11 protein-coding genes are annotated in these 24,679 nt (G+C 70.8%); 7 read left to right on the top strand and 4 right to left on the bottom strand.

All coding sequences use genetic code 11. The annotated features are described in order from the left end of the window. Positions 1-2: 2 nt before the first annotated feature. A complete protein-coding gene (locus ACI2LP_RS12100; protein WP_404724392.1) occupies positions 3-239 on the bottom strand; it encodes a DUF397 domain-containing protein in 237 nt (78 codons plus the stop codon). Beyond that, positions 236-1,030 (bottom strand): helix-turn-helix domain-containing protein, encoded by a 795-nt coding sequence (locus ACI2LP_RS12095; RefSeq protein WP_404724391.1) that lies wholly within the window; start codon positions 1,028-1,030, stop codon positions 236-238. The genes ACI2LP_RS12100 and ACI2LP_RS12095 overlap by 4 nt, the downstream gene beginning before the upstream one ends. Before the next feature lie 92 nt (positions 1,031-1,122). Between ACI2LP_RS12095 and ACI2LP_RS12090 the strand changes: the two genes are divergently transcribed. Continuing rightward, positions 1,123-1,524 carry an ATP-binding protein gene (locus ACI2LP_RS12090; protein ID WP_404724390.1) on the top strand — a complete coding sequence of 134 codons (402 nt, stop codon included), beginning with the start codon at positions 1,123-1,125 and terminating at the stop codon, positions 1,522-1,524. Positions 1,525-1,587: 63 nt separating this feature from the next. On the opposite strand, the gene sbnB is transcribed toward ACI2LP_RS12090, so the two are convergent. Next, the gene (gene sbnB, locus ACI2LP_RS12085) at positions 1,588-2,595 is read right to left on the bottom strand and encodes a 2,3-diaminopropionate biosynthesis protein SbnB (protein WP_404724389.1); all 1,008 of its coding nucleotides are present in this window, start codon (positions 2,593-2,595) and stop codon (positions 1,588-1,590) included. Between the two features lie 18 nt (positions 2,596-2,613). After that, positions 2,614-4,851, bottom strand: a complete 2,238-nt coding sequence (locus ACI2LP_RS12080; RefSeq protein WP_404724388.1) for an MMPL family transporter — start codon at positions 4,849-4,851, stop codon at positions 2,614-2,616. A gap of 263 nt (positions 4,852-5,114) precedes the next feature. On the opposite strand from ACI2LP_RS12080, the gene ACI2LP_RS12075 reads away from it, so the two are divergent. Genes ACI2LP_RS12075 through ACI2LP_RS12050 form a run of 6 tightly spaced genes read left to right on the top strand, consistent with a single transcriptional unit; the run spans position 5,115 to position 24,643 of the window. Next, entirely contained in the window at positions 5,115-6,089 is a 975-nt protein-coding gene (locus tag ACI2LP_RS12075; RefSeq protein WP_404724387.1) for an ATP-binding cassette domain-containing protein, read from the top strand. Continuing rightward, positions 6,086-6,886 carry an ABC transporter permease gene (locus ACI2LP_RS12070; RefSeq protein WP_404724386.1) on the top strand — a complete coding sequence of 267 codons (801 nt, stop codon included), beginning with the start codon at positions 6,086-6,088 and terminating at the stop codon, positions 6,884-6,886. The genes ACI2LP_RS12075 and ACI2LP_RS12070 overlap by 4 nt, the downstream gene beginning before the upstream one ends. Positions 6,887-6,907: 21 nt before the next feature. Then, positions 6,908-7,966, top strand: coding sequence for a 2,3-diaminopropionate biosynthesis protein SbnA (gene sbnA / locus ACI2LP_RS12065; protein WP_404724385.1), 1,059 nt, complete (start codon positions 6,908-6,910; stop codon positions 7,964-7,966). After that, complete coding sequence (locus ACI2LP_RS12060; RefSeq protein ID WP_404724384.1) at positions 7,963-15,702, top strand: amino acid adenylation domain-containing protein; 7,740 nt, start codon at positions 7,963-7,965, stop codon at positions 15,700-15,702. Before sbnA ends, ACI2LP_RS12060 begins: the two co-directional genes overlap by 4 nt. After that, entirely contained in the window at positions 15,699-24,434 is an 8,736-nt protein-coding gene (locus tag ACI2LP_RS12055) for an amino acid adenylation domain-containing protein (protein WP_404724383.1), read from the top strand. Before ACI2LP_RS12060 ends, ACI2LP_RS12055 begins: the two co-directional genes overlap by 4 nt. Next, entirely contained in the window at positions 24,431-24,643 is a 213-nt protein-coding gene (locus ACI2LP_RS12050) for an MbtH family protein (protein WP_360885245.1), read from the top strand. The genes ACI2LP_RS12055 and ACI2LP_RS12050 overlap by 4 nt, the downstream gene beginning before the upstream one ends. The last annotated feature ends 36 nt before the right edge of the window (positions 24,644-24,679 follow it).

Here is a 24,679-nt window from a genome sequence, read left to right as displayed (position 1 = left end):
CCTCAGAGAGCGGCCAGGAACGCGGTCCACGCGGGGGCGGGTATGGCGAACCGGGGGCTGGTCTCGCCGAGCTTGGAGTCGCGGACGTGGACGGTGTGGGGGCAGGTGGCGACCTCGACGCAGGCGCTGCCTTGGCTGTCGCTGTACGTGGACTTCCGCCAGTCCAGGGCGACTTCGATGCACTCGCCGCCTTCGCTGTCGCTGTAGCTGGACTTGAACCATGCGAGTCGGTCGCTCATAGCTCTGCTGCCACCTTCCTGATGAACTCCGCCGATTCCGTGATGCTGAGGGCGTTCATTCGGATCATGTCATGAGCTTGCGTCAGGGCACTGACCTTGGCGGGATCGGTGTACAGCGCGCTGGTGTCCTGGCCTTCGGCCCAGGCCCAGTGCTCATGGTCGGGGGTCTCCAGCAGGACCAGCGGGCCGTTGAGTGCCACGCCGCTGCACCTGCCCATCGGCAGTGCCTGGATCGACACGTTCCGCAGACTGCCCGTCTCCAGGAGCCGGTGCAACTGCCTTTGCACGACCTCCTGTCCGCCCACCAATGTGCGCAGCGCCGCCTCGTACACGACGAAGCCGAACATCGTGCTCGTCCTGCGGGTCAGCGCCTCTTGCCGCTGCATCCGGGCACGAACCCGCTCCTCAACCGTCTCGTCGTCCAGTGGCGGACAGCTTTCACTGATCAACGCCCGTGCGTACTCCTCGGTCTGGAGCAAACCAGGGATCAGCAGCGGCTCGTACCAGTTGAGGGCGATGGCCTCGGCCTCCGCCGTCATGAAGTCCTGCGAACGCGCCGGGAACGGCTCCGGCTTCAAGAACTCCTGCGCCGCGGCCAGCTTCCCCTGCGCCCCGCACATCTGGTCCGCCACCTGCAACAGCCGTACCGTCGGCCGTCGTCGCCCCTGTTCCATCGACTTGACCGACTCGTACTCGTAATTCGCTTCCTTGCCCAACTCCTCGCGGCTCACCCCCGCCTGCGTACGCCACAGCTTGATCTGGTTTCCGCAGTACCGCCACGTCTCCGTCACGGTCGCCTCCTCTGGTACCCGCCGGGTACAACCACCCTCCGTACCCACCTCGTTACTCCAGAGGCTATGCCTGCGCCACCACCGTATGAGCCATGAACCAGCACATCGAGTGGCGGCTGCCGCGCACTCCCCGAAGCGTGGGCCGGGCCCGCGCGCTTCTCGCCGAGCAGGCGCGGGACTGGAAGATCCCGGACGAACTGGCCGACACCGCCGTGCTGTTACTCAGCGAGCTCATGACGAACGCCTGCCGTCATGCCCGCGTCCCGGTCGGGCGGGAGGTGGCCGCGCGGTGCGTGCTGAGTGAAGCCGTTCTGCGTGTGGAGGTCCACGACGCGAGCGACGCCATGCCGAGGCCGCGCACCGCGTGCGCGGACGACGAGTCGGGGCGCGGGCTCGCCCTCGTCGATGCCCTCGCCGACGCATGGGGCGCCGAGCCCCGGCCGTACGGCATCGGCAAGGCCGTCTGGTTCGAGCTGCGGGCCATCCGTACGTAGACACACAGGCGCGGCCCGTCCGGCGGGGGACACCGGACGGGCCGCGGGCGGAAGAGGCCGGAACTACCAGCGCGTCGTTTCGCCGAAGAAGTCCTCGATCTCCACCGCCGCGCCCGACTCCTTCGCCGTACGGAACACATGCAGGCCGACCGCCAGGTCGAGCACGCCGAGCCCGAACGGCGAGAAGATCACCGGCTTGTCGGTGCCGACGGTCACCTCGCCGTTCACCACCTGCGCGAGCGTGCCGGTGATGAAGTCGCGGCCGCCGTACTTCTGCTCGGCCAGGTGCGGCGAGGTGTTGGCCTTCAGGCAGTGGTCGACGTCGTCGAGGATGTTGTACGCCCCGTCGATCAGCTCCGGGCCGATGTCCCGCAGCGAGATGTTGAGCACCACCTGGCCGGGCGCGAAGGCGTCCGGGTCCACGATGTACGGCTCCGCGGCCGTCGTCGCGAGGACCACCACGTCCGCGCCGGTGAGGGCGGTGGACAGCGAGGACTCGGTGGCCGCCGGGTAGCCCAGGACACCGGTGGAATGCGCCGCGAGCGCCGCGCCGTACTCCTCGCTCTTGTCGTGGACCGTCACCGAAGTGACGCCCCAGTCGCGGGCCTTGAAGAACTCCAGGATGTTGCGGGCGATGATGCCCGCACCCACCACGGTGAGCTTCCCCGCCGTGCGCCCGCCGGTCAGCTGCTCCGCCGCGAGCACCGCGGACGCCGCCGTGCGGGCCGCGCTGATCTGCGAGGCCTCCAGGCAGGCGAACGGGTAGCCCGTCTCGTAGTCGTTGAGCAGCAGGGCCGCCGACGCCCGCGGGATGCCGCGCTCGATGTTCGCCGGGAAGCTGCTGATCCACTTGATGCCGGAGACGTCGGCGCCGCCGCCCAGGTGCGCGGGGAGCGCGATGATGCGGGCGTCCGGCTTCTCGGGGAAGCGGAGGAAGTAGCTGTCGGGGTTCACCGAGTCGCCCGCGTGGTGAGCGAGGTAGGTGTCGCGTACGACGTCGACGATCTCCGGTCGGGACGCTCCGATGATCTCCCGCGCGGTCTTGCCGCCGATGACGCTGAACTCGTACATGTCGTAGGTCCTTGGCTCTCAGTGGTTGACGAGACGTGTGCGGTGCGCCGAGGAGACCTGCGGCGCCGATGCGGGGGCGTCGGCCGCCTCCTCGCCGTGCGAGAGCTCCGGCAGCCACTTCAGCCAGCGCGGCAGATACCAGTTGGACTCGCCGAGCAGGGCCATCACGGCGGGCAGCAGTACGGCCCGTACGAGCGTCGCGTCCAGGAAGACCGCGACGGCCAGGCCGATGCCCAGCTGCTTGAAGTCCTGCATGGACAGGGTGCCGAAGACCGCGAAGACGGCGACCATGATCATGCCCGCGCTGGTGACGACACCGGCGGTGGAGCGGATGCCGTGTGCGACGGCCTTGATGTTGTCGGCGCCGCGGTCGTGGGCCTCGCGGATCCGGGAGACCACGAAGACGTGGTAGTCCATCGACAGGCCGAACAGGACCACGAAGACGAACAGCGGCATCCAGGACTCGATCGCGCCGACCGCCGTCGTGCCGACCAGCTCGTCGCCCCAGCCCTTCTGGAAGACCGCGGTCATCACGCCGTACGCGGCGGCCACCGACAGCAGGTTGAGGACGATCGCGGTGATCGCGACGACCAGCGAGCGGAAGCAGAGCAGCATCAGCAGGAAGCTGATGCCCATCACGAAGGCGAAGACCGGCACGATGCTCGACTTGAGCTGGTCGTTGTAGTCGGTCGAGAAGGCGAGGTCGCCGCCGACGGGTGCTTCGGTGCCGGAGGCCTTCGTCAGCGTCGCCGGGATGATGTCGTCGCGCAGGGTCTCGAGGGCCTTCACCGAGGTCGCGCCGCGGCCGTCGCCCGCCAGCGGGGCGCTGATCACGGCGATGTTCTCGGCCTTGTGGAGGCTCACCTCGATCGGGTTCTTGACCTGGTCGGAGGCCAGGGCCTGCTTCTTGAAGTCCTCGATGGCCTGCGTGGACGCGGCGGAGCCGATGTCGGAGGCCTTGTAGACGATCTGGGCCGGGGCGGGGGCTCCCGGGAAGGCCTTCTCGATCCGCTGGGCGGTGGCCGCCGTCGCGTTGTCGGCGGGCAGCAACTGGTCGAAGCCCAGCTTCTCGGTCTTCATGTCGAGCGCCGGCGCGGCGAGTGCAAGCAGCCCCGCGATGCCGATGAGCGCGAAGAGCGCCGGCACCTTCAGCACCGCGCCGAGCAGCCTGCCGGGACGCTCGTTCGCGTGCCGCACGCGCGCCTTGCGGCGCAGGCCCGGGATACGGCCGAGCTCGACCTTGTCGCCGAGCATCGCCATCACGGCGGGCAGCACCGTCATGGAGCCGAGCACCGCGATCAGCACGACCTCGATGGTGGCGATGGCGAAGCCCTCGAAGACGGTCAGGCCGGAGAAGAACATGCCGGCCATGGCGACGGCGACGGTGAGACCGGAGATCAGCACCGAGCGGCCCGAGGTCGCCGCGGCGATGCGCAGCGCGGTCGCCTTGTCGCGTCCGGCCGCACGCTCCTCGCGCTCACGGCGGATGTAGAAGAGGCAGTAGTCGACGCCGACGGCCAGACCCATCAGCAGCATCACCGAGTTGGTCATCGCGTCGACCGGCACGAGATGGCTGGAGAGCGCCAGCAGGCCCATCGCCGCGACGCACGCGGTGATCGCGAGCACCAGCGGCAGTACGGCGGCGAGCAGCGCGCCGAAGACGACCAGCAGGATGCCGAGCGCGACCGGAACGGCGGTGTACTCGGCGCGGGTGAAGTCCTCGCCGAGTGAGTCGTTGATGCCCTTGAGGCCGCTGGCCGCGCCGTACTCGCCGAGTGTCACGGCGGAGTGGGCCTCGTCCGTCGTGGCAAGAGCGTCGATGACCGGCTTGATGCGGTCGGCGGCCGTGTCCGGGTCACCCTTCACCGAGAACTGGATCAGGGCGTCGTGCTTGTCCTTGGAGACGGCGCCGGTCTGGTACGGGTCGCCGATCTTCTCGGCCAGGCCCGTGCCCTTGACGGCGGCGACCGCGTCGGTCACGGCCTTTTTGAACTCGGTCTTGTCCGCCGTCAGTCGGTCGCTGTGGACCAGGACCATCTCGGCCGCGGGAGTGCGGATGCCGGCATCCACGAGGATCCGGGCGGCGCGCCCCGACTCACCGGTGCCGTAGTCCGCCTCCGTCAGATTCTGCTGTCCTGCCATACCGCCCAGCACCGTGAGCGCGATGACGGCGAAGAGCCACCCGAAAACCGCGGTCTTGCGGTGCCGGGCGCTCCAGCCTCCCAGTGAAGCCGCCAGATTGCGTTGACTCGCCATTACCTCTCCCGATGGGGGACGTTGCCTTCAATGGGAATCAGCGTAAAGATTTCCCAAGGTCAACTCCTGCCATGGAAGTGGCAGTTGAGTGCAGCTGCAGCATCCTGCCAAGCCCCAGTACAGGACGGTTGCAGGAACCTGCAACGGCAGTCTTCGGACAACAGGAATGCGTTCCTTCCGGCCATACGGCCGGTTACGTTCAATTCTCGTCGGAAGATTCACTCAATTCCAGAACTCCAAGTATTCCAAGAAGGGGGGAAGGTGTGAATACCGCGATCGAGGCCGAAGGTCTGACGAAGCAGTACGGCAGCCATCGCGCCCTGGGCGGCGTGGACCTGTCGGTCCGGGCGGGCACCGTGCTCGGTCTTCTCGGGCCCAACGGCGCGGGCAAGACCACCACGGTCAGAATGCTCGCCACCCTGCTCGAACCCGACGCCGGAACCGCCCGTGTCGCGGGCTTCGACATCGTCAGGCAGCAGCGCGAAGTACGCCGTCGCATCGGCCTGGCAGGACAGTACGCCGCCGTCGACGAACTGCTCACCGGCCGCGAGAACCTCGTACTGCTGGGCAGGCTGCTGCGGCTCGGCCGCAACGGCGCCCGCGCCCGCGCCGCCGAACTCCTCGCGCAGTTCGAGCTGGAGGCCGCCGCGGACAAGCCCGCCAAGGAGTACTCCGGCGGCATGCGGCGCCGGCTCGACCTCGCGACCTGTCTGATCGCCTCGCCCGAGGTGCTCTTCCTCGACGAGCCGACGACCGGACTCGACCCGGCCAGCCGCGCCACGCTGTGGCGGATGGTCCAGGAGCAGGTGGACCGCGGTGTGACCGTCCTGCTCACCACCCAGTACCTCGAAGAGGCCGACTTCCTCGCCGACCGGATCCTGGTCATCGACCGCGGCCAGGTCATCGCCGAAGGCACCTCCGACGAGCTGAAGCGGAAGGTGGGCGGCGAGCGCCTGGAGGTCTCGGTCAGCGAGGCGGCGACGCTTGCGACCGCCGCAGCCGCGCTGGCCCCGCTGGCGCTGAACGCGCCGCAGCTGGACGAACGGCAGCGCACCGTCTCCGTACAACTGCCGGACGGAATGGGCGCACTGGCGTCCGCGGCCACCGCGCTGGAGTACGCCGGCATCGCCGTCGAGGAGTTCGCGCTCCGCCGCCCGTCCCTCGACGACGTGTTCTTCCACCTCACCGGACAGTCCGCCGGACCCGTAGAAACGAAGGAAGCGGAGGCCGCACGATGAGCTCGGCGCTCGCCCACGGCAGCGATGTCCTGGCCCTCACCGGCCGTCATCTGCGCCATCTGCGCCGCACCCCGGAGAAGGTCATCGGGGTGGCGCTCACACCGGTCACCATGGTCGTCGTACTCGGCTATCTCTTCGCCAGCGTCGTTCAGGTCGACAACAGCGGCGAATACCGCGAGTACGTGATGGCCGGGGTGTTCGCCCAGGTCGGGCTCTCCTGCATCGGCATCACCGCGATCGGGGTCGCGGGCGATCTGGGCAAGGGCCTGATCGACCGGTTCCGTTCGCTGCCGATGGGACGGGCGACGGTCCTGGTCGGGCACACGCTCGCCGACCTGGTCACGGCCGCCATGAGCATCACCGTCGTCGCCCTGACCGGGCTGCTGGTCGGCTGGCGTGTGCACGGCACGGTGGGGGAGACCGTCGCCGGGTTCGCGCTGCTGCTGGCCTTCGCGTACGCCATGCTCTGGGTCGGCGCGCTGCTCGGCATGGTGATGCGCAACCTGGAAGCGATCAACGGCGTCGCCGCACTGCTGCTGGTCCTCTTCTCCTTCCTCTCCAGCTCGTTCATGCCGCTCACCGGGCTGCCCGGCTGGCTGCGCGCGGTGGCCGAGTGGAATCCGGTCAGCGCCGTCTCCGAGGCCTGCCGGCAGCTGTGGGGGAACACCGGCGCCGTCACCTCGCGGAGCTTCCCGGTGGAGCATCCGGTGATTGTCTCGCTGATCACTCTCAGCGTTCTCATTGCAGTTCTTGTACCGCTGAGCCTGCGTGTGTACCGCACGTCGGCCGCGCGATGATCTGGTCGATTTGGGGGAGTCATGCCGGTCATATCGGCGCCGCAGGAGTTCAACACCGAAGACCTCTATGTAAATCTCCGTGAAATGTACGGATTTCCGCTGCATCTCAAGTGTGAGGGATTCAATTTCGCCGGTTCCATCAAACTCAAGGCAGCCGCGAGCATGATCGAGGCCGCCGAACGCAGCGGTGAACTCACCCAGGACTCGATCCTGGTGGAGTCCTCGTCGGGCAACCTGGGAGTGGCGCTCAGCGTCATCGCCGCCGCCAAGGGCTACCGCTTCATCTGTGTGGTCGACTCGCGGACGAACCTCGCCACGCGCAAGGTCATCGAGTCGCTGGGCAGCGAGGTGCACACGGTCTCCGAGCCGGCCGCGGAGGGGGGATTCCTCGCGGCCCGACTCGCGTACGTCCAGGGGCTGCTGGCCACGAGCCCGCGCTATGTCTGGCTCAACCAGCACGCCAATCCGGACAACTGGCGGGCCCACTACCGCACCACGGCTCCCCAGATCGAGAAGCAGTTCCCGGCTCTGGAGCTGCTGTTCATCGGCGCCGGCACCACCGGCACCCTGATGGGCTGCGCCCGCTACTTCAAGGAGCAGCCCCGCCCGGTCACGATCGTCGCCGTCGACAGCGACGGCTCCGTCACCTTCGGCGGCCCCGCGGGCCGCCGCATGATCCCGGGTCTCGGCACCGGCGTAAGGCCCGCGCTGCTCGACACGTCGTACGTCGACGACGTCGTGCACGTCCCGGAGACCGACACCGTGCGCGCCTGCCACACCCTTGCCCGCGGCGGATTCCTCTTCGGCGGCTCCACCGGCACGGTCGTCAGCGGCGCGCTCCGCTGGCTGGCCGAGCACCGGCCCGGCGAGGACGTCACGGCTGTCGCCATCGCGCCCGACCTCGGCGAGCGCTACCTCGACACCGTCTATCAGTCGAGCTGGGTCCGGGACATCTACGGAGACCTCGAAGGCCAAGGCCAAGGCGAAGACGATGGCGAACGCGATGGCGACGGCGGTGGCGAAAGTGACGCCGACGGCCAGGAAATGACCGATCTCTCTTCTGGAGCACTGCAGTCATGACCCCCTCTCACCCCGCGCAGCAGCTGCCGCTCTCCGCCGCGCAGCGCGAGATGTGGTACGGGCAGCAGGCGGACCCCGGCAACCCCGTGTTCACCATGGGCGACTACCTCGAGCTGCACGGCCCGCTCGACGCCGCCCGGCTGGCCGCGGCCTGGCAGGGCGTGCTGCGCGAAGCCGCCACCCTGCGCGCCCGGTTCACCGAGCACGACGGCGAGCCGCGCCAGGACTTCGCCCCCGTCGAGGACTTCCCGGTCGAGACGATCGACCTGTCGGGCGAGGACCGGCCGCGCCGGGCCGCCGAGGAGTTCATGCGGCAGGACCTGCTCGCACCGCCGGACCTCACCGTGCCCACGCTGCGCTCGGTGCTGCTCGAACTCGGCCCCGAGCACGCGGTGTTCTACATCCGCGTCAACCACATCCTGGTCGACGGCTTCAGCCGGGTCCTCATCTACAACCGGCTCGCCGCGCTGTATGCGGACCCGGACGCCGAGGGCGGCTTCCCCGGCCCGCAGACGCTGCTGGACGACGAGGACGCGTTCGCCGCGACGGCCAAGTACCAGAAGGAACGCGCCTTCTGGCAGGCCCGGTTCGAGACGACGCCCGAGCCGGTCAGCCTCTCCACGCGCCCGCTCGTGCCCGCCCGCCGATCCCTGCGGCGCGAGGCCCTGCTGCCCGCGGCCACCGTCGAGCGGCTGCGGGCGCTCGCCTGGGACACCCGCATCACCTGGCAGACGCTGCTCATCGCCGCCACGGGCGCCTACGTCCAGCGGGCCGCGGGCGTCGAGCGCGCCCTGCTCACCCTCGCCGTCCCGGCCCGCGCCACCGCCGCCGCGCGCGCGGTGCCGGGCATGCGGGCCAACTTCCTGCCGCATCCGGTGCGGATGCGTCCCGGCCAGACGCTGGCGGAGTTCCTGAAGGAGAGCGCCGGCGAACTGCGCGCCACGCTGCGGCACCAGAACTACCGGGGTGACCAGGTCCGCCGTGACCTCGGCTTCACCGGCGACGCGGGCCGCTCGCTCGGCCCGACCGTCAATGTCCTGGAGTCCGGCTTCGACTTCACCTTCGGTGCCTGCGCGGGACGGCTGCACAACCTCTCGACGGGCCCCGTCGACGACATGCAGATCATCTATCTCGACGCGGCCGCCGACGGCTATGCCGTACGCCTCGACGCCAACCCCTCCCTCTACACCGAGGACGAACTGGAGCTGCACCAGAAGCGGCTCTTCGGCTGGCTGGAGAAGATCGCCGAGTCCGGACCGGACGCGGTGCTCGGGCAGCTGGACGTGCTGCTGCCGCACGAGCTCGGGGTGCTGAGCGAGGAGTGGGGCGAGACCGCCTGGGACGATGTGTACGTCGGTGCCGTCGAGCGCATCAGGGCTGTCGCGGTCGCCAAGCCCGCGAAGGTTGCCGTCCAGGACGAAGAGCGCTCGGTCTCGTACGCCGAACTGGTCGGTCTGGGCTCGGCGTTGACGCGCAGGCTGAAGGCCGCGGGCTCAGGTCCCGACCGCCGGGTCGCGGTTCTCTGCGAGCCCGGTGTGCCCTTTGTGACGGGCGTGCTGGGTGTGCTGGGTGCCGGGGCTGCATGGGTGCCGCTGGATCTGCGGGCTCCGGTGGCGCGCACCGCCGCGCTGCTCGACGACAGCGGAGCGGATGTTCTCTACGCCGGACCGGGCCAGGAAGACCTGGTCAAGGAGATCGTGGACCGGGCGACCGCCACGCCGAAGGTGGTGACCTGGGATGGGTCGCGCGATCCGCAGACGGCTCTCGTGGAGCTGGCTGGTGCTGAGGACGACCTGGCGTATGTGATCTTCACGTCGGGTTCGACGGGTAGGCCGAAGGGTGCGATGGTGCACCGGCGGGGGATGGTCAACCATCTCCTCGCGAAAGTGCAGGACTTGAGCATGTCGGCGACCGACGTGGTCGTCCACAACGCGCCTGTCACCTTCGACATCTCGGTGTGGCAGATGCTGTCCGCGCTGATCGTCGGCGGCCGTCTGATCGTGGTGTCTCGGGAGACCGCGGCCGATCCGCAGGAGCTCTTCGGGCGCGTGGTCACCAATGGCGTGACCGTGCTCGAGGTCGTGCCGTCGCTGCTGCGCGCGGCGGTCGACGCCTGGCAGGCGGGGACGCCTCGGCCCGCGCTGGAACCGCTGCGCGCGCTGATGGTCACGGGTGAGGCACTGCCCGCGGATCTCGCCCGTATCTGGGTCGAGCTGGAGTCCCGTATCCCGTTGGTGAATGCGTACGGTCCGACGGAGTGCTCGGACGATGTGACGCATGCGGTGATCGGTGCGGGCAGTGAGCTGGGGGCGCGTGCGCCGATCGGTCATGCGGTGCGCAACACCCGGTTGTATGTGCTGGATTCGGCGCTGCGGCCGGTGGTTCCGGGTGTTCCGGGTGAGTTGTATGTGGGTGGTGTCGGTGTCGGTCGCGGGTATCTGGACGACACGCGTAAGACGGCGGTGACCTTCCTCGCGGATCCGTATGCGGAGGCGCCGGGCGCGCGGATGTACCGGACCGGTGACCGGGTGGTGCAGCGTCGGGACGGTCAGCTGGAGTTCCTGGAGCGGGTCGACCACCAGGTCAAGATCCGTGGTCATCGGATCGAGCTGGGCGAGGTGGAGACCGCACTTCGCAGCGTCGAGGGCGTCTCCGATGCCGCCGCCGCCGTGCACGACGGCCGACTGGTCGGCTACATCGTCGGCGACGCGCAGGATGTGAAGTCCACGCTCGCGGGCATTCTGCCGGACTACATGATCCCCAGCGCCTTCGTGATCCTCGACGCGCTTCCGCTCACCGGCAACGGCAAGGTCGACCGCAAGGCCCTCCCTGCCCCCGACCCCGCTGCCGTCTCCGCCGATCTGCGTGCCCCGCGCAACCCGCGCGAGCAGGCCCTCTGCGAGATCTTCGCCGAGGTCCTCGGGCTCCCCGCCATCGGCATCGACGACAACTTCTTCGACCTCGGCGGGCACTCCCTGCTCGCCACCAAGGTCGCCGCCCGGGTCCGCACCCGGCTGGGCGTGGAACTCGCCATCCGTACCTTCTTCCAGGCCCCCACCGTCGCGGCGCTCGCCGACCATCTCGCGGACACCGACGGATCCGCTCTACGGCCCGCGCTCGCCGCGGCTCCCGTACGCCCCGAAGAGCTGCCGCTCTCCCCGGCCCAGCAGCGGCTGTGGTTCCTGAACCAGCTGGAGAACGGCTCCGCGACCTACCATCTGCCCTTCGCCGTACGGCTGACGGGCACGCTGGACGCGGCGGCCCTCACCGCGGCCCTGGGCGATGTCGTGGCCCGCCACGAGGCCCTGCGCACCGTGTTCCCCGACACCTCGGGACGCCCCCGGCAACAGGTACTGCCCGCGGCGGAAGCGCGCATCGACGTGCCCGTCACGGCGATCACCGAGGACGCGCTGCCCGAGGCACTGACCGCGACGGCCGTACGCGGCTTCGATCTTGCGGCCGAACTCCCGCTCCGTGCCGAGCTGTTCAGTCTTGCGCCGACCGAGCACGTCCTGCTCCTCGTCCTGCACCACATCGCATCGGACGGCTGGTCCATCGGCCCGCTCGCCCGCGATCTGGCCGAGGCCTATGGCGCCCGGCTCGAAGGCGCGGCCCCCGACTGGGCGCCGCTGCCGGTCCAGTACCCGGACTACACGCTCTGGCAGCGCGAGCTGCTCGACGCGGTGGCGGACGAGCAACTCGCCCACTGGAAGGAGGCGCTGGCCGGTCTCCCGGAGGAGCTGGAGCTGCCGACCGACCACCCCCGCCCCGCCGTCTCCACGCATCAGGGCGGCACGGTCGAGTTCCGCATCGACGGCGAACTGCATGCTGCTGCCGTCCAGTTGGCGCGCGGACAGGGCGCGAGCACCTTCATGGTGCTGCAGGCCGCGCTCGCGACCCTGCTCTCCAAGCTGGGTGCGGGCACCGACATCCCGCTCGGCACCCCGGTGGCGGGCCGCACCGACGCGGCCCTGGACGAGCTGATCGGGTTCTTCGTCAACACCCTCGTCCTGCGGGCCGATCTGTCCGGGGACCCGACCTTCCGGGAGCTGCTCGACCGGGTGCGTGACGCGGATCTCGCCGCATACGCCCATCAGGACCTGCCCTTCGAGGCCTTGGTCGATGCACTCGCGCCCAGCCGTTCGCTGTCGCGGCAGCCGCTGTTCCAGACGCTGCTGGCGTTCCAGAACAACGCCGCAGCCGAACTGGCGCTGCCCGGACTGGACCTCGAAGTGACCCCGGTACGCACCGGCGCCGCCAAGCTGGACCTGGCCTTCGAGCTGACCGAGCGGCACACCGCCGACGGCTCGCCGGCCGGCATCGACGCCGTACTGGAGTACAGCACCGACCTCTTCACGGCCGGCACCGCACAGTCGATCGCCGATCGCCTCACGCATCTGCTGGACATCCTGGTCGGCGCCCCCGACCGCCGTCTTGGCCAGGCCGACGCGCTGCTGCCCGACGAGGCCGCCCGCATTCTCGGCGCGTGGGCAGGACCGACGCAGCACGTCGACATCGCGCCCGTGCACGAGCTGTACGCGGCAAAGGCAGCCGAGCAGCCCGCGCACCCGGCGCTCGTCTTCGGCGAACTGACCGTCAGCTACGCGGAGCTGGACGCCCGCGCCAACCGGCTCGCGCATGAGCTGATCGCCCGCGGCACCGGCCCCGGCGACCTGGTCGCTCTGCTGCTGCCGCGCTCGCCGGACATGGTGGTCGCGCTGCTCGCCGTACTGAAGGCGGGTGCGGCCTACCTTCCGATCGACGCGGCCTATCCGCTGGACCGCATCGCCTACATGCTCGACGACTCGCGGCCCGCGCTCGCGCTCACCATGGCCGCCGAGTCCACGAGTCTTGGCGATGCGTCCGTGGAGCGGCTCCTGCTGGACGAGCCTGCCGTCAGGACCGCGATCGCCGCACGACCGGAACGAGCCCCGACCGATGCCGACCGGACCGGGCCGCTGACCCCGCGCCACCCGGCGTACGTCATCTACACCTCGGGCTCCACCGGCCGGCCCAAGGGGGTCGTCGTCGAGCACCACACGGTCGCCGTGATGGTCGCCGACCAGGGCCCGCGCATGGGCATCGGTCCCGGCACGCGCTGGCTGCAGTTCGCCTCGTACAGCTTCGACGCCGCGACCTGGGAGCTGTCCATCGGACTGCTGTCCGGGGCGACGATGGTGCTGTCGACCGCACAGGAGCGCGGACCCGGCGAGCCGCTTGCCGACCTCGTGGCCCGCAGCGGCATCACCATGGTCTGCCTGCCGCCGACCGTGCTCTCCGCCTGGCCGGCGGACCGGCCGATGCCCGAGGGCATGCAGCTGGTCGTCGCGGGCGAGGCCTGCCCGCCCGAGCTGGTCGAGCGCTGGTCGCGCGGGCGCGTGATGCGCAATGCGTACGGCCCGACCGAGGCGACCGTCTGTTCCAGCATCAGCCTGCCGCTGTCCGGCGCGGTCAAGCCGCCCATCGGCTTCCCGCTCCACAACACCCGGCTGTACGTCCTCGACGCGCGGCTGCGGCCGGTGCCGCCGGGCGTCACGGGCGAGCTGTACATCGGCGGCGCGCAGCTGGCCCGCGGCTATCTCCGCCGCCCCGCGCTGACGGCGGAACGCTTCGTCGCCGATCCCTTCGCGAAGGAGCCCGGTGGCCGGATGTACCGCTCCGGCGACCTGGTGCGCTGGAACGCCGACGGCAGCCTCGACTATGTGGGCCGTGTCGACGACCAGGTCAAGCTGCGCGGCTTCCGTATCGAACTGGGCGAGATCGAGGGCGTACTGCTCGCCCGCGACGACATCGCGCAGGCCGCGGTGATCGTCCGCGAGGAGCGTCCCGGCGACAAGCGCCTGGTCGCCTACGCCGTACCGACGGCTGAAGCCGATGCGCGGGAGCTGCGCAACCACCTCGCCGCAGCGCTGCCCGAGCACATGGTCCCGGCCGCCGTCGTCGTCCTCGACGAGCTGCCGCTCACCGGCAACGGCAAGCTGGACCGCCGGGCCCTGCCCGCGCCCGACTACACCACGGTGACCTCGGGCCGTGCCCCGGCGAACGAGCGGGAGGCCGCGCTCTGCCGGGCGTACGCCGAAGTGCTCGGCCTGGAGCAGGTCGGCGCCGACGACAGCTTCTTCGACCTCGGCGGCGACAGCATCAGCTCCATCCAGCTGGTCAGCAAGGCACGGGAAGCGGGCCTGGCGATCACCGCGCAGGACGTGTTCGTGCACCGGACCCCGCAGGGTCTGGCACTGGCGGCCCGCGCCGCCGAGCAGGTCGAGATCGTCGGCGCCGGGGACGGCACCGGCACGGTCCTGCCCACACCGATCACCAGCTGGCTGGACGAGATCCCCGGACCGGTCGACGGCTTCCACCAGGCGGCGGTCGTACGGACTCCGGCGGGAGCCACGTACGAGCGGATCGCGGCCGCGCTCCAGAGCGTGCTCGACCACCACGACGTGCTGCGGTTGCACGGGGACGAGATCCGCGAGGCGGGATCCGTACGGGCCGGGGACGTGCTGCGGCGGGTGGACGCTTCGAGCGTCGCCGAGGCCCAACTGCCCGCCCTCGTACGGCAGGCGGCCGACCGCACCTGGCGCGAGCTCGCGCCGCGCGAGGGCGACGTGCTGCGCGCCGTCTGGATCGACGCGGGCGCCGGGCGCGCGGGACGGCTGCTGCTGACCCTGCACCACCTGGTGGTGGACGGTGTCTCCTGGCGCATCCTGCTGCCCGATCTGGCGCAGGCGTACGAGCAGCCGGACAAGGCGCCGGCACCGGTCGGCACCTCGTTCCGGCAGTGGGCGCGGCTGCTCCACCAGGAGGCCGCCGGCCGTGCGGCCGAACTGCCCCTGTGGGAAGAGGTATTGAGGGGTGGCGAGCCTCCGGTCGGACGGCGTCCGCTCGACCCGGCCCAGGACACCGCGGCCACCGCGCACCGGCTGCGTCTGGAGCTGTCGGCCGAGCGAACGGCCGCGCTGCTGACCGAGGTCCCCGCGGTCTTCCACGCCGAGATCAACGACGTACTGCTTTCCGCGCTCGCCCTCTCCGTCGCCGACTGGCGGCGGCAGCGGAACGAGCCGCAGGACGTCCTCCTCGAGCTGGAGGGTCATGGGCGCGAGCAGATCGTGCCGGGGACCGACGTCTCCCGCACGGTCGGCTGGTTCACCAGCACCCACCCGGTGCGGCTCGATGTCGGGCTGCCCGACTGGGACGACATCACGGCGGGCGGCCCGTCCGTCGGCCAGGTGCTCAAGGAGATCAAGGAGCAGCTGCGGCAGCTGCCCGACCACGGCATGGGCCACGGCCTGCTGCGCCATCTCAACCCGGAAACGGCCGAGCGGCTGCGCGGCTACCCGGCGCCCCAGCTCGGCTTCAACTACCTGGGTCGGATGGCGATTCCGGAGGCAGCCGACTGGCAGCTCGCCGCCGAGTCCCTGGACGTGGCGGCCGGCACCGACCCGGGCATGCCGCTGCCGCACGCGCTGGGCGTCAACGCCCGGACCGAGGACCGGCCCGAGGGGCCGCGCCTGGTCGCCGACTGGGCATGGGCGGGGCTCACGGTGGCGGACGCGGACGCGGAGGCGATCGCCCGCGGCTGGTTCCGCGCGCTGGAGGCCCTGGTCGAGCATGCCGCGCGGCCCGACGCCGGGGGCTTCACACCGTCGGACCTGTCGCTGGTGGACGGCCTGGACCAGGGCGAGATCGACGAGTTCGAGAACGAGTTTGCGGATGAGTGGGGGACGGATCTGTGAGTGGGACCACGAGAAGACCACAGGGCGCGGGCGGCGGCCTCAGTGACGTACTGCCGCTGACGCCGCTCCAGGAAGGGCTGCTGTTCCACGCCGTCTACGACCGGCAGCAGCTCGACGTGTACGCCGTGCAGCTCGTCCTCGACCTCGAAGGACCCCTCGACCGGGCCGCCCTCAAGGCCGCGGCCGCCGGACTGCTGCGCCGCCACGCCAATCTGCGCGCCGGCTTCCGGTACCGCAAGAACGGGCAGCCGGTTCAGCTGATCCCGCGCGAAGTGCCCGTCCCCTGGCGGGAGCCGGCCGCAGCGGGCGATCTGGACGAGCTCACGGAACTCACCGACCGGGACCGCTCGGAGCCGTTCGACGTCGGCCGCCCGCCGCTGATCCGCTTCACGCTGATCGGTACGGGACCGGACAGCCACCGGCTGCTCATCACCTGCCACCACATCCTGCTGGACGGCTGGTCGATGCCGATCCTGCTCCAGGAGCTGTTCGCGGCGTACGGGGCCGGGGGCGACGCCGCGTCGCTGCCCGCCGTCACCGCGTACAAGACCTATCTGTCCTGGCTGGCCGGCCAGGACCAGCAGGCCGCCTCCGCCGCCTGGCAGCGGCTGCTGTCGGGCCTGGAGGAGCCGACCCGGCTGGTCCCGGCCCCGCCCGGCCGTACTCCCGTGCTCCCCGAGCGGTGTGTACGAGAGCTCGACGAGGCGGCCACCCAGCGGCTCACCGCGTGGGCCCGCGAGCGCGGAGTCACCCTCTCCAGCGTTCTGCAGGGCGTCTGGGCCGTCGTCCTGTCGGCACTGACCGGCCGGGACGACGTGGTGTTCGGCACCACGACCTCGGGCCGGCCGCCGGAGATCCCGGGCGTCGAGTCGATGGTCGGCCTGTTCATCAACACCCTGCCGGTACGGCTGACGGCCCCGGCCTCGCGCACGCTCGCCGAGGTCGTCGCCACCGCGCAGTCGCAGCACACGGAGCTGCTGCCGCACCAGCACCTGGGCCTGTCCCGCATCCAGCAGGACGCGGGCCACGGTGAACTCTTCGACACCGTCCTGATCTTCGAGAACTACCCGCTCGACTCGGACGCCCTGCGCGACGCGGTCCCGGGCCTGCGGGTCACGGGCATCCAGGGCCGCGACGCGACGCACTACCCGCTCTCGCTGCTGGTGCTGCCGGGGGAGCGGCTCACGCTGCGCCTCGACCACGCGCCGGACCTGGTGACGGGGGAGGAGGCGGGGGCGATCGCGGGGCGTGTGCTGCGGCTGCTTCACGCGTTGCCGGATGAGGCGGATGTGCCGCTTGGGCGGCTGGACCTGCTGAGCACGGGTGAGCGGGCGCGGCTGCTTCGGAGGTACAACGACACGGGGCGGGAGTACCCGACGGCCCCGCTTCGGGAGCAGTTGGCATTTCAAGCCCGTCAGGGCTCTGCACCTCAATCGTCGACGGGGCTGAAGAATCAAGCCCGTCCGGCGATTGAGGACACGCCCGAAGGGCGTGCGCTTCAGCCGTCCCAGGCTGAGGCCGCCGCGGCTGCGGGCGTCCGTCGGGGCTCTGCCCCGAACCCCACGCCTCAATCGCCGGCGGGGCTGGATTTGCCCGGCCGAGCCTCCAGCGCAGGAAATGAAGCCCGTCCGGCGATTGAGGACTGGGAGGCCGGGGGCGACGCACCCGCACTCCGCTGCGGCAGCGAACGGCTCACCTACGCCCAACTGCACGCCCGCGCCGACCAGCTGGCCCACGAGCTCGTCGCGCAAGGCGCAGGCCCCGGCACCCTCGTCGCCATCGCCCTGCCGCGCTCCGCCGACCTCGTCATCGCCACCCTCGCCGTCGTCAAGGCCGGCGCCGCCTATCTGCCGCTCGACCCCGACTATCCGGCCGACCGGATCGGCTACATGCTCGACGACGCGGCCCCGGTGCTCGTCCTCACCACGACCGCCGTCGCCCACGCGCTGCCCGCCGTCACCGAGCGCCCTCACCTCGCGCTCGACACAGAGGCGACCGCACAGCAGATCGCGGCCCGCCCCACCGGGCCCGTCGCGACCCCCGACCCGCACCCGCTGGACACCGCGTACACGATCTACACCTCCGGCTCCACCGGCCGCCCCAAGGGCGTCGTCGTACCGCAGGGCGCGTTGATCAATCTGGTGCACGACATGACCGAGCGCTTCCGGATCGGCGCGGACGACCGCTTCCTGTCCGTCACGACCTTCGGCTTCGACATCTCCAACCTGGAGATCTTCGTGCCGCTGCTGGCCGGCGCCGAACTCGTCCTGGCCGAGCGCGACACCGTACGCGACCCCGCCGCACTCGCCCGGCTCATCGCCGACAGCGACGCCACCGTCATGCAGGCGACCCCGACCCTGTGGCACGCCCTGGTGACCGAGCAGCCCCAGTCCCTCGCCGGACTGCGGGTGCTGATCGGTGGCGAGGCCGTCGGCGAGCCGCTCGCCGACGCACTGCGGGCCGAGGCCCGCGAGGTCACCAATGTCTACGGGCCGACCGAGACGACCATCTGGTCGACGGCCGCGACGCTCGACGGCGTACGCGGCGGAGTGCCGCCGATCGGCCGGCCCATCGCCAACACCCAGGTGTATGTGCTCGACGACGCCCTGCGCCCGGCCCCGGCAGGCGCGATCGGTGAGCTGTACATCGCGGGCGACGGCGTGGCCCGCGGCTACCACGGGCGGCCCTCGCTGACCGCGACGCGCTTCGTGCCCGACCCGTACGGCCCGGCCGGCAGCCGGATGTACCGGACCGGCGACGTCGTGCGCTGGGGCGCGGACGGCCAGATCGAGTACATCGGCCGCGCGGATCACCAGGTGAAGATCCGTGGCTTCCGTATCGAGCTCGGCGAGATCGAGTCCGCGCTCGCGGCACACGCGGATGTGGCGCAGGCGACCGTGCTGGCGCGCGAGGACCGGCCGGGGGACACCCAATTGGTGGCCTACACGGTCGCCGTCGAGGGGCGGGCGGCCGACCCGGCGGCGCTCCGCGCACACCTGGGCGAGACGCTGCCCGCGCACATGGTGCCCCCGCTGTTCGTCGCCATGGACGCGCTGCCGCTCACCGCGAACGGCAAGGTCGACCGCAAGCTGCTGCCCGCGCCCGACCCCGCCCTGCGCGCCGCCGGACGTGCCCCGCGCACTCCCCAGGAACAGCTGCTCTGCGAAGCGTTCGCCGAGGTGCTCGGCCTGCCCGCGACGCCCGGGCCCGACGAGTCCTTTTTCGAGCTCGGCGGGCACTCGCTGCTCGCCACCCGCCTGGTCGGCCGGATCAGGGCCGCGCTCGGCGTCGATCTGCCGGTCCGCGCTGTCTTCGAGTCGCCGACCCCGGCCGGTCTGGGGGCCCGTCTGGAGGGCGCGGGCGAGGCGCGGACCGCTCCGGTCCCGGTCGTACGTCCCGAGGTGCTGCCGCTCTCGCCCGCCCAGCAACGGCTCTGGTTCCTCGGCCAGTTGGAGGGGGAGAACCCGGCATACAACATCCCCGTCGCGGTCCGGCTGACCGGCGAGCTGGATGTGGACGCGCTGACCGCCGCCGTGCGGGACGTCGTCGGGCGCCACGAGGCGCTGCGCACCCGCTACCCGGACACGGACGGCCGGCCACGGCAGGAGGTGCTGGACGCCGACGCCGTACGGATCGAGCTGCCGGTGACCGAGTCGGCCGAAGGTGCAGTGGCGGCGGCGGCCCGGCGCGGCTTCGACCTGTCGGCCGAACTGCCCCTGCGGGCCGAGTTGTTCAGGGTCTGTGCCACCGAGCATGTCCTGCTGCTGGTGGTCCACCACATCGCCGCGGACGGCTGGTCGATCGGCCCGCTCGGCAGCGATCTCGCGAAGGCCTACGAGGCCCGTCGTCAGGGCGCGGCACCCGCCTGGGCGCCGCTGCCGGTCCAGTATGCCGACTACACGCTCTGGCAGCGCGAGCTGCTCGACGCGGTCGCGGACGACCAGCTGTCCTACTGGCGCGAGGCGCTGGCCGGGCTGCCGGAGGAACTGGAGCTGCCCACCGACCATGCGCGACCGGCGGCTCCGACCTATCGGGGCGGCACGGTGGAGTTCCGTATCGACGGCGAACTGCACACGGCGATAGGGAAGTTGGCGCGGACGTCGGGCGCCAGCACCTTCATGGTGCTGCAGGCCGCGCTTGCCGCGCTGCTCGCCAAGCTCGGCGGCGGTGACGACATCCCGCTCGGCACACCCGTCGCGGGCCGCACCGACCCGGTGCTCGACCACCTCGTCGGCCTGTTCGTGAACACTCTCGTCCTGCGCACCGATCTGTCGGGCGCCCCGACCTTCCGGGAGCTTCTCGAGCGGGTCCGGGCCGCGGACCTTGCGGCGTACGCACACCAGGACCTGCCGTTCGAGGCACTGGTCGACGCCCTCGCGCCGCCCCGCTCGCTGTCCCGTCACCCGCTGTTCCAGACCATGCTCACCCTGCACAACACCCCTGAGGCAGCCGTGCAGCTGGCCGGGACCGAGTCCGAGCCGCTGCTGATCCCCACGGGAACGGCAAAGGCCGACCTCGCCTTCGAGCTCTTCGAGCGGCGCACGGCCGAGGGCAGGCCGGACGGGATCGAGGCCGTACTGGAGTACAGCAGCGACCTCTTCGGTGCGGCTACCGCGCAGTCGATCGCCGACCGTCTGACGCATCTGCTGGGCGTGCTCGTGGGTGACCCGGACCGGCCGGTCGACGAGGCCGACGCGCTGCTGCCCGCCGAGCGTCGGCGGATGGAGGACGGCTGGTCGGCGACGGCTGCGGAAGACACGTACGTCGGTGTCGTCGAGCGCATCAGGGCGATTGCGTCGCTGCACCCTGACGACCGTGCTGTCCAGGACCCCCGGACCACCGTCTCGTACGGGGAACTGGTCGGTCTGGGCTCGGCGTTGACGCGGCGGCTGACGGCGGCCGGGGTGGGTCCCGACCGTCGGGTTGCCGTGCTCTGCGAGCCGGGTGTGCCCTTTGTGGCGGGCGTGCTGGGCGTGCTGGGCGCCGGGGCCGCGTGGGTGCCGCTGGACCTGCGGGCCCCGGTGGCTCGTACGGCCGCGCTGCTCGACGACAGCCGTGCCGACGCGCTGTATGTCGGCCCCGGACAGGAGCAGCTCGCCCGGGAGATCCTGGCCCGGGCCGGCACCTCGCCGACCGTCGTCCCGTGGAACGGCGCGAAGGACGAGCCGGACGCTCTGGCACCGCTCGCCGGAGAGCCGGACGACCTGGCGTATGTGATCTTCACGTCGGGTTCGACGGGTAGGCCGAAGGGTGCGATGGTGCACCGGCGGGGGATGGTCAACCATCTGCTCGCGAAGGTGCAGGACCTGAACCTGACCGCCTCGGACGTGGTCGTCCACAACGCGCCCGTCACCTTCGACATCTCGGTGTGGCAGATGCTGTCCGCGCTGATCGTGGGCGGCCGTCTGATCGTGGTGTCGCGGGAGACCGCGGCCGATCCGCAGGAGCTCTTCGGGCGGATCGCGACGGACGGGGTCACCGTCCTGGAGGTCGTACCGTCGCTGCTGAAGGCGGCGGTCGACTCGTGGCAGGACGGCCTCGGGCGCCCCGAACTCGCCCCGCTGGACCGACTGATGGTCACGGGTGAGGCGCTGCCCGCCGATCTGGCCCGCCAGTGGCTGGAGCTCGCCCCGCACATTCCGTTGGTGAATGCGTACGGTCCGACGGAGTGCTCGGACGATGTGACGCATGCGGTGATCGGTGCGGGCAGTGGGCTGGGGGCGCGTGCGCCGATCGGTCATGCGGTGCGCAACACCCGGTTGTATGTGCTGGATTCGGCGCTGCGGCCGGTGGTTCCGGGTGTTCCGGGTGAGTTGTATGTGGGTGGTGTCGGTGTCGGTCGCGGGTATCTGGACGACACGCGTAAGACGGCGGTGACCTTCCTCGCGGATCCGTATGCGGAGGCGCCGGGCGCGCGGATGTACCGGACCGGTGACCGGGTGGTGCAGCGTCGGGACGGTCAGCTGGAGTTCCTGGAGCGGGTCGACCACCAGGTCAAGATCCGTGGTCATCGGATCGAGCTGGGCGAGGTGGAGACCGCACTCCGCAGCGTCGAGGGCGTCTCCGATGCCGCCGCCGCCGTGCACGACGGCCGACTGGTCGGCTACATCGTCGGCGACGCGCAGGATGTGAAGTCCACGCTCGCGGGCATTCTGCCGGACTACATGATCCCCAGCGCCTTCCTCACCCTCACCAGCCTGCCCCTGACGGGCAACGGCAAGGTCGACCGCAAGGCCCTCCCCGCCCCCGACCCGGCGGCGATGTCCACCGGCCCGGCTCGACTGCCCCGTACGGAAGCCGAGCGCACCCTCTGCGAAGTCTTCGCCGTCGTCCTCGGACTCCCCGAGGTTTCCATCGACGACAACTTCTTCGACCTCGGCGGCGACAGCATCCGTTCCATCGAGGTGGTCGCCCGCGCACGCCGGTCCGGTCTGAGCGTCACCGCGGCCGACGTCTTCACCCACAAGTCGGTCGCCGCCCTGGCCGCGGCCGTCGGCGAGGCGGAAGCCGTGCCCACCGTCGGCACGGACGACGGCGTGGGTGTCATGGCGCCCACCCCGGTCATGCTGCGCATGCTCGAAGAAGGCGGCCCCATCGACGGCTTCAACCAGTCCGTCGTCCTCACCACTCCTGCCACCCTCGATCAGGACCGGCTCACCGCCGCGCTCCAGCGGGTCATCGACCATCACGACGCCCTGCGCCTGCGCCTGATCGGCGACGGACCGGCGAACTGGCGGCTGGTGACCGGCGAACCCGGTTCCGTACCGGCCGGCCCGCTGCTGACCCGTATTGATGCATCGCACCGGGCGTACGAGGACGAGGCCCTGCTGCGGCAGGCCGTCACCGCGCAGTCGACGGCCGCCCGCGACCGGCTCGCCCCGCGCGAGGCGGTCAGTCTCCAGGCGGTCTGGCTCGACCGTGGCCCCGAGCGGCCCGGCCGACTGGTCCTGATGCTGCACCACCTCGTGGTGGACGGCGTCTCCTGGCGCATCCTGCTGCCGGATCTGCTCTCCGCGTACGAGACGCCCGAGACGGCCCTCGACGCGGTCGGCACATCCTTCCGGCACTGGTCGCAGCTGCTGCACACCCAGGGCGCCGAGGGTGTGCGCGCACCCGAACTGTCCCTGTGGCAGACGCTGTCGGGGCAGGACGAACCGCTGATCGGCAGCCGGGCTCTCGACCCGGCGCGGGACACCCACGCCACGGCCCGCAGGCTGCGGCTGACTCTCCCGGCCGAGGACACCGCCCCGCTCCTGGAGCGTGGCCCGGCCGCCTTCCAGGCCGAGATCAACGACCTGCTGCTGGCGGCGCTCGCGCTCGCCGTCGAGGAGTGGCGCGGGACGGGTGCGCTGGTCGAGGTCGAGACCCACGGCCGGGAGCAGCTCCACCCGGGCATCGATCTCTCGCGCACGGTCGGCTGGTTCACCAGCACCCACCCGGTGCTGCTGCGGGCCGCGGGACTCGGCCCCGAGCAGGCGGTCAAGGAGGTGCGGGAACAACTCGCCACCCTGCCGGAACACGGCCTCGGCCATGGCATTTTGCGCCATCTCGCCCATGAGCGGTCGCTCGCCGTGAATCCGCAGCTCGGCTTCAACTACCTCGGCCGCTTCACGGGTGTGGAGGCGTACGGAAGTGAGTGGGCGGCCGCTCCCGAGTCCCGGGAGGCGTTCGCCGCGGCCGCCGACGGCATGCCGCTGGGCCATGTCGTCGAACTGGACACGCTCGTCGAGGACGGCGCACAGGGACCCGAGCTGGTCGCCAACTGGACCTGGGCCGGCGGAGTGCTGGACGCTCCGGCCGCCGAGGCACTCGCTCACGGGTGGTTCCGTGCCCTGCGGACGCTCGCCGCACGGGCGGGCGAACTCGCCCTCTCCCGGCCGCCGGCCGCTGAGCGGCGCCCCGCCCTGCTCACCGAGGCGTTCGAGAGGGTGCTCGCCATCCGGCCCGAGGGCACCCGCCCGCCGCTGTTCTTCCTGCACGGCGGCGTCGGACTCAGCTGGCCGTATCTCGGTCTCGCCGAACATCTCGGCCAGGAATTCCCTGTATATGGATTCCAGGCGTCCGGAATTGTCACGGAAGCGCCGCTTCCGTCGTCGATTGCGGAAATGGCCCAGGAATATGTGCGGAGAATTCTGGAAATTCAGCCCAACGGGCCCTACCATCTTATTGGTTGGTCGTTCGGGGGACTGCTCGCCCATGCGAGCGCCACCCGGCTCGAAGCGCTCGGCCACCGGGTCGCCTTCCTCGCCAACCTCGACAGCTACCCCGTCCCGGAGCCCGACGGCATCCCGGACGACCGGGCGCTGCTGGCGAAGATCCTGGAGTACTGCGGGTACGACCCGGAGCTGTTCCAGGGCCGTGAGCCGCAGCTCACCGAGGTTCTGGAGCTGTTCAGGCGGGACGCCAACCCGCTGGCGGGACTGGACGAGGAGCAGCTGGGCCGGCTGCTGCGGATCGTGCGCAACCACGCCGTCCTCAGTGCCGAGTTCACACCCGACCGCTTCAGCGGGGACGTCCTCTTCCTGTCCGCCGCCCTCGGAACCGACGAGAACTCCCCGACCATCGCGGAATGGGCCCCGTACATCGGCGGCCGGATTTCCCACCACAGCATCGAATCGGACCACGACGGAATGATGCGCCCCGAACCGCAGGGGGCGATCGGACGCATCATCGCCGCGCACCTTTCAGGCATCGGCGCAGGCGCCGCAGAATTCACGGAGGACGCATCATGAAGAACAACCCGTTCGACGACGAGAACGGTACCTTCCTGGTCCTGGTCAACGACGAGGGACAGCACTGCGTCTGGCCGGAGTTCGCCGCCGTGCCCGACGGCTGGACCACCGTCCTGCCGGCCGGCAGCCGCGAGGCTGCCCTCGACCACATCGAGCGGACCTGGACGGACATGCGTCCCAAGTCCCTCATCCAGCACGCGGCTGCCTGACGGTCGCCCACCCCTCAGCAACGAACTCATCCGAGA

It is taken from the genome of Streptomyces sp. NPDC019890 (assembly GCF_044903445.1).
Lineage (GTDB): Bacteria > Actinomycetota > Actinomycetes > Streptomycetales > Streptomycetaceae > Streptomyces.
The sequence above is the reverse complement of the archived record's forward strand: the minus strand, read 5'-3'. Positions and strand labels throughout refer to the sequence as shown.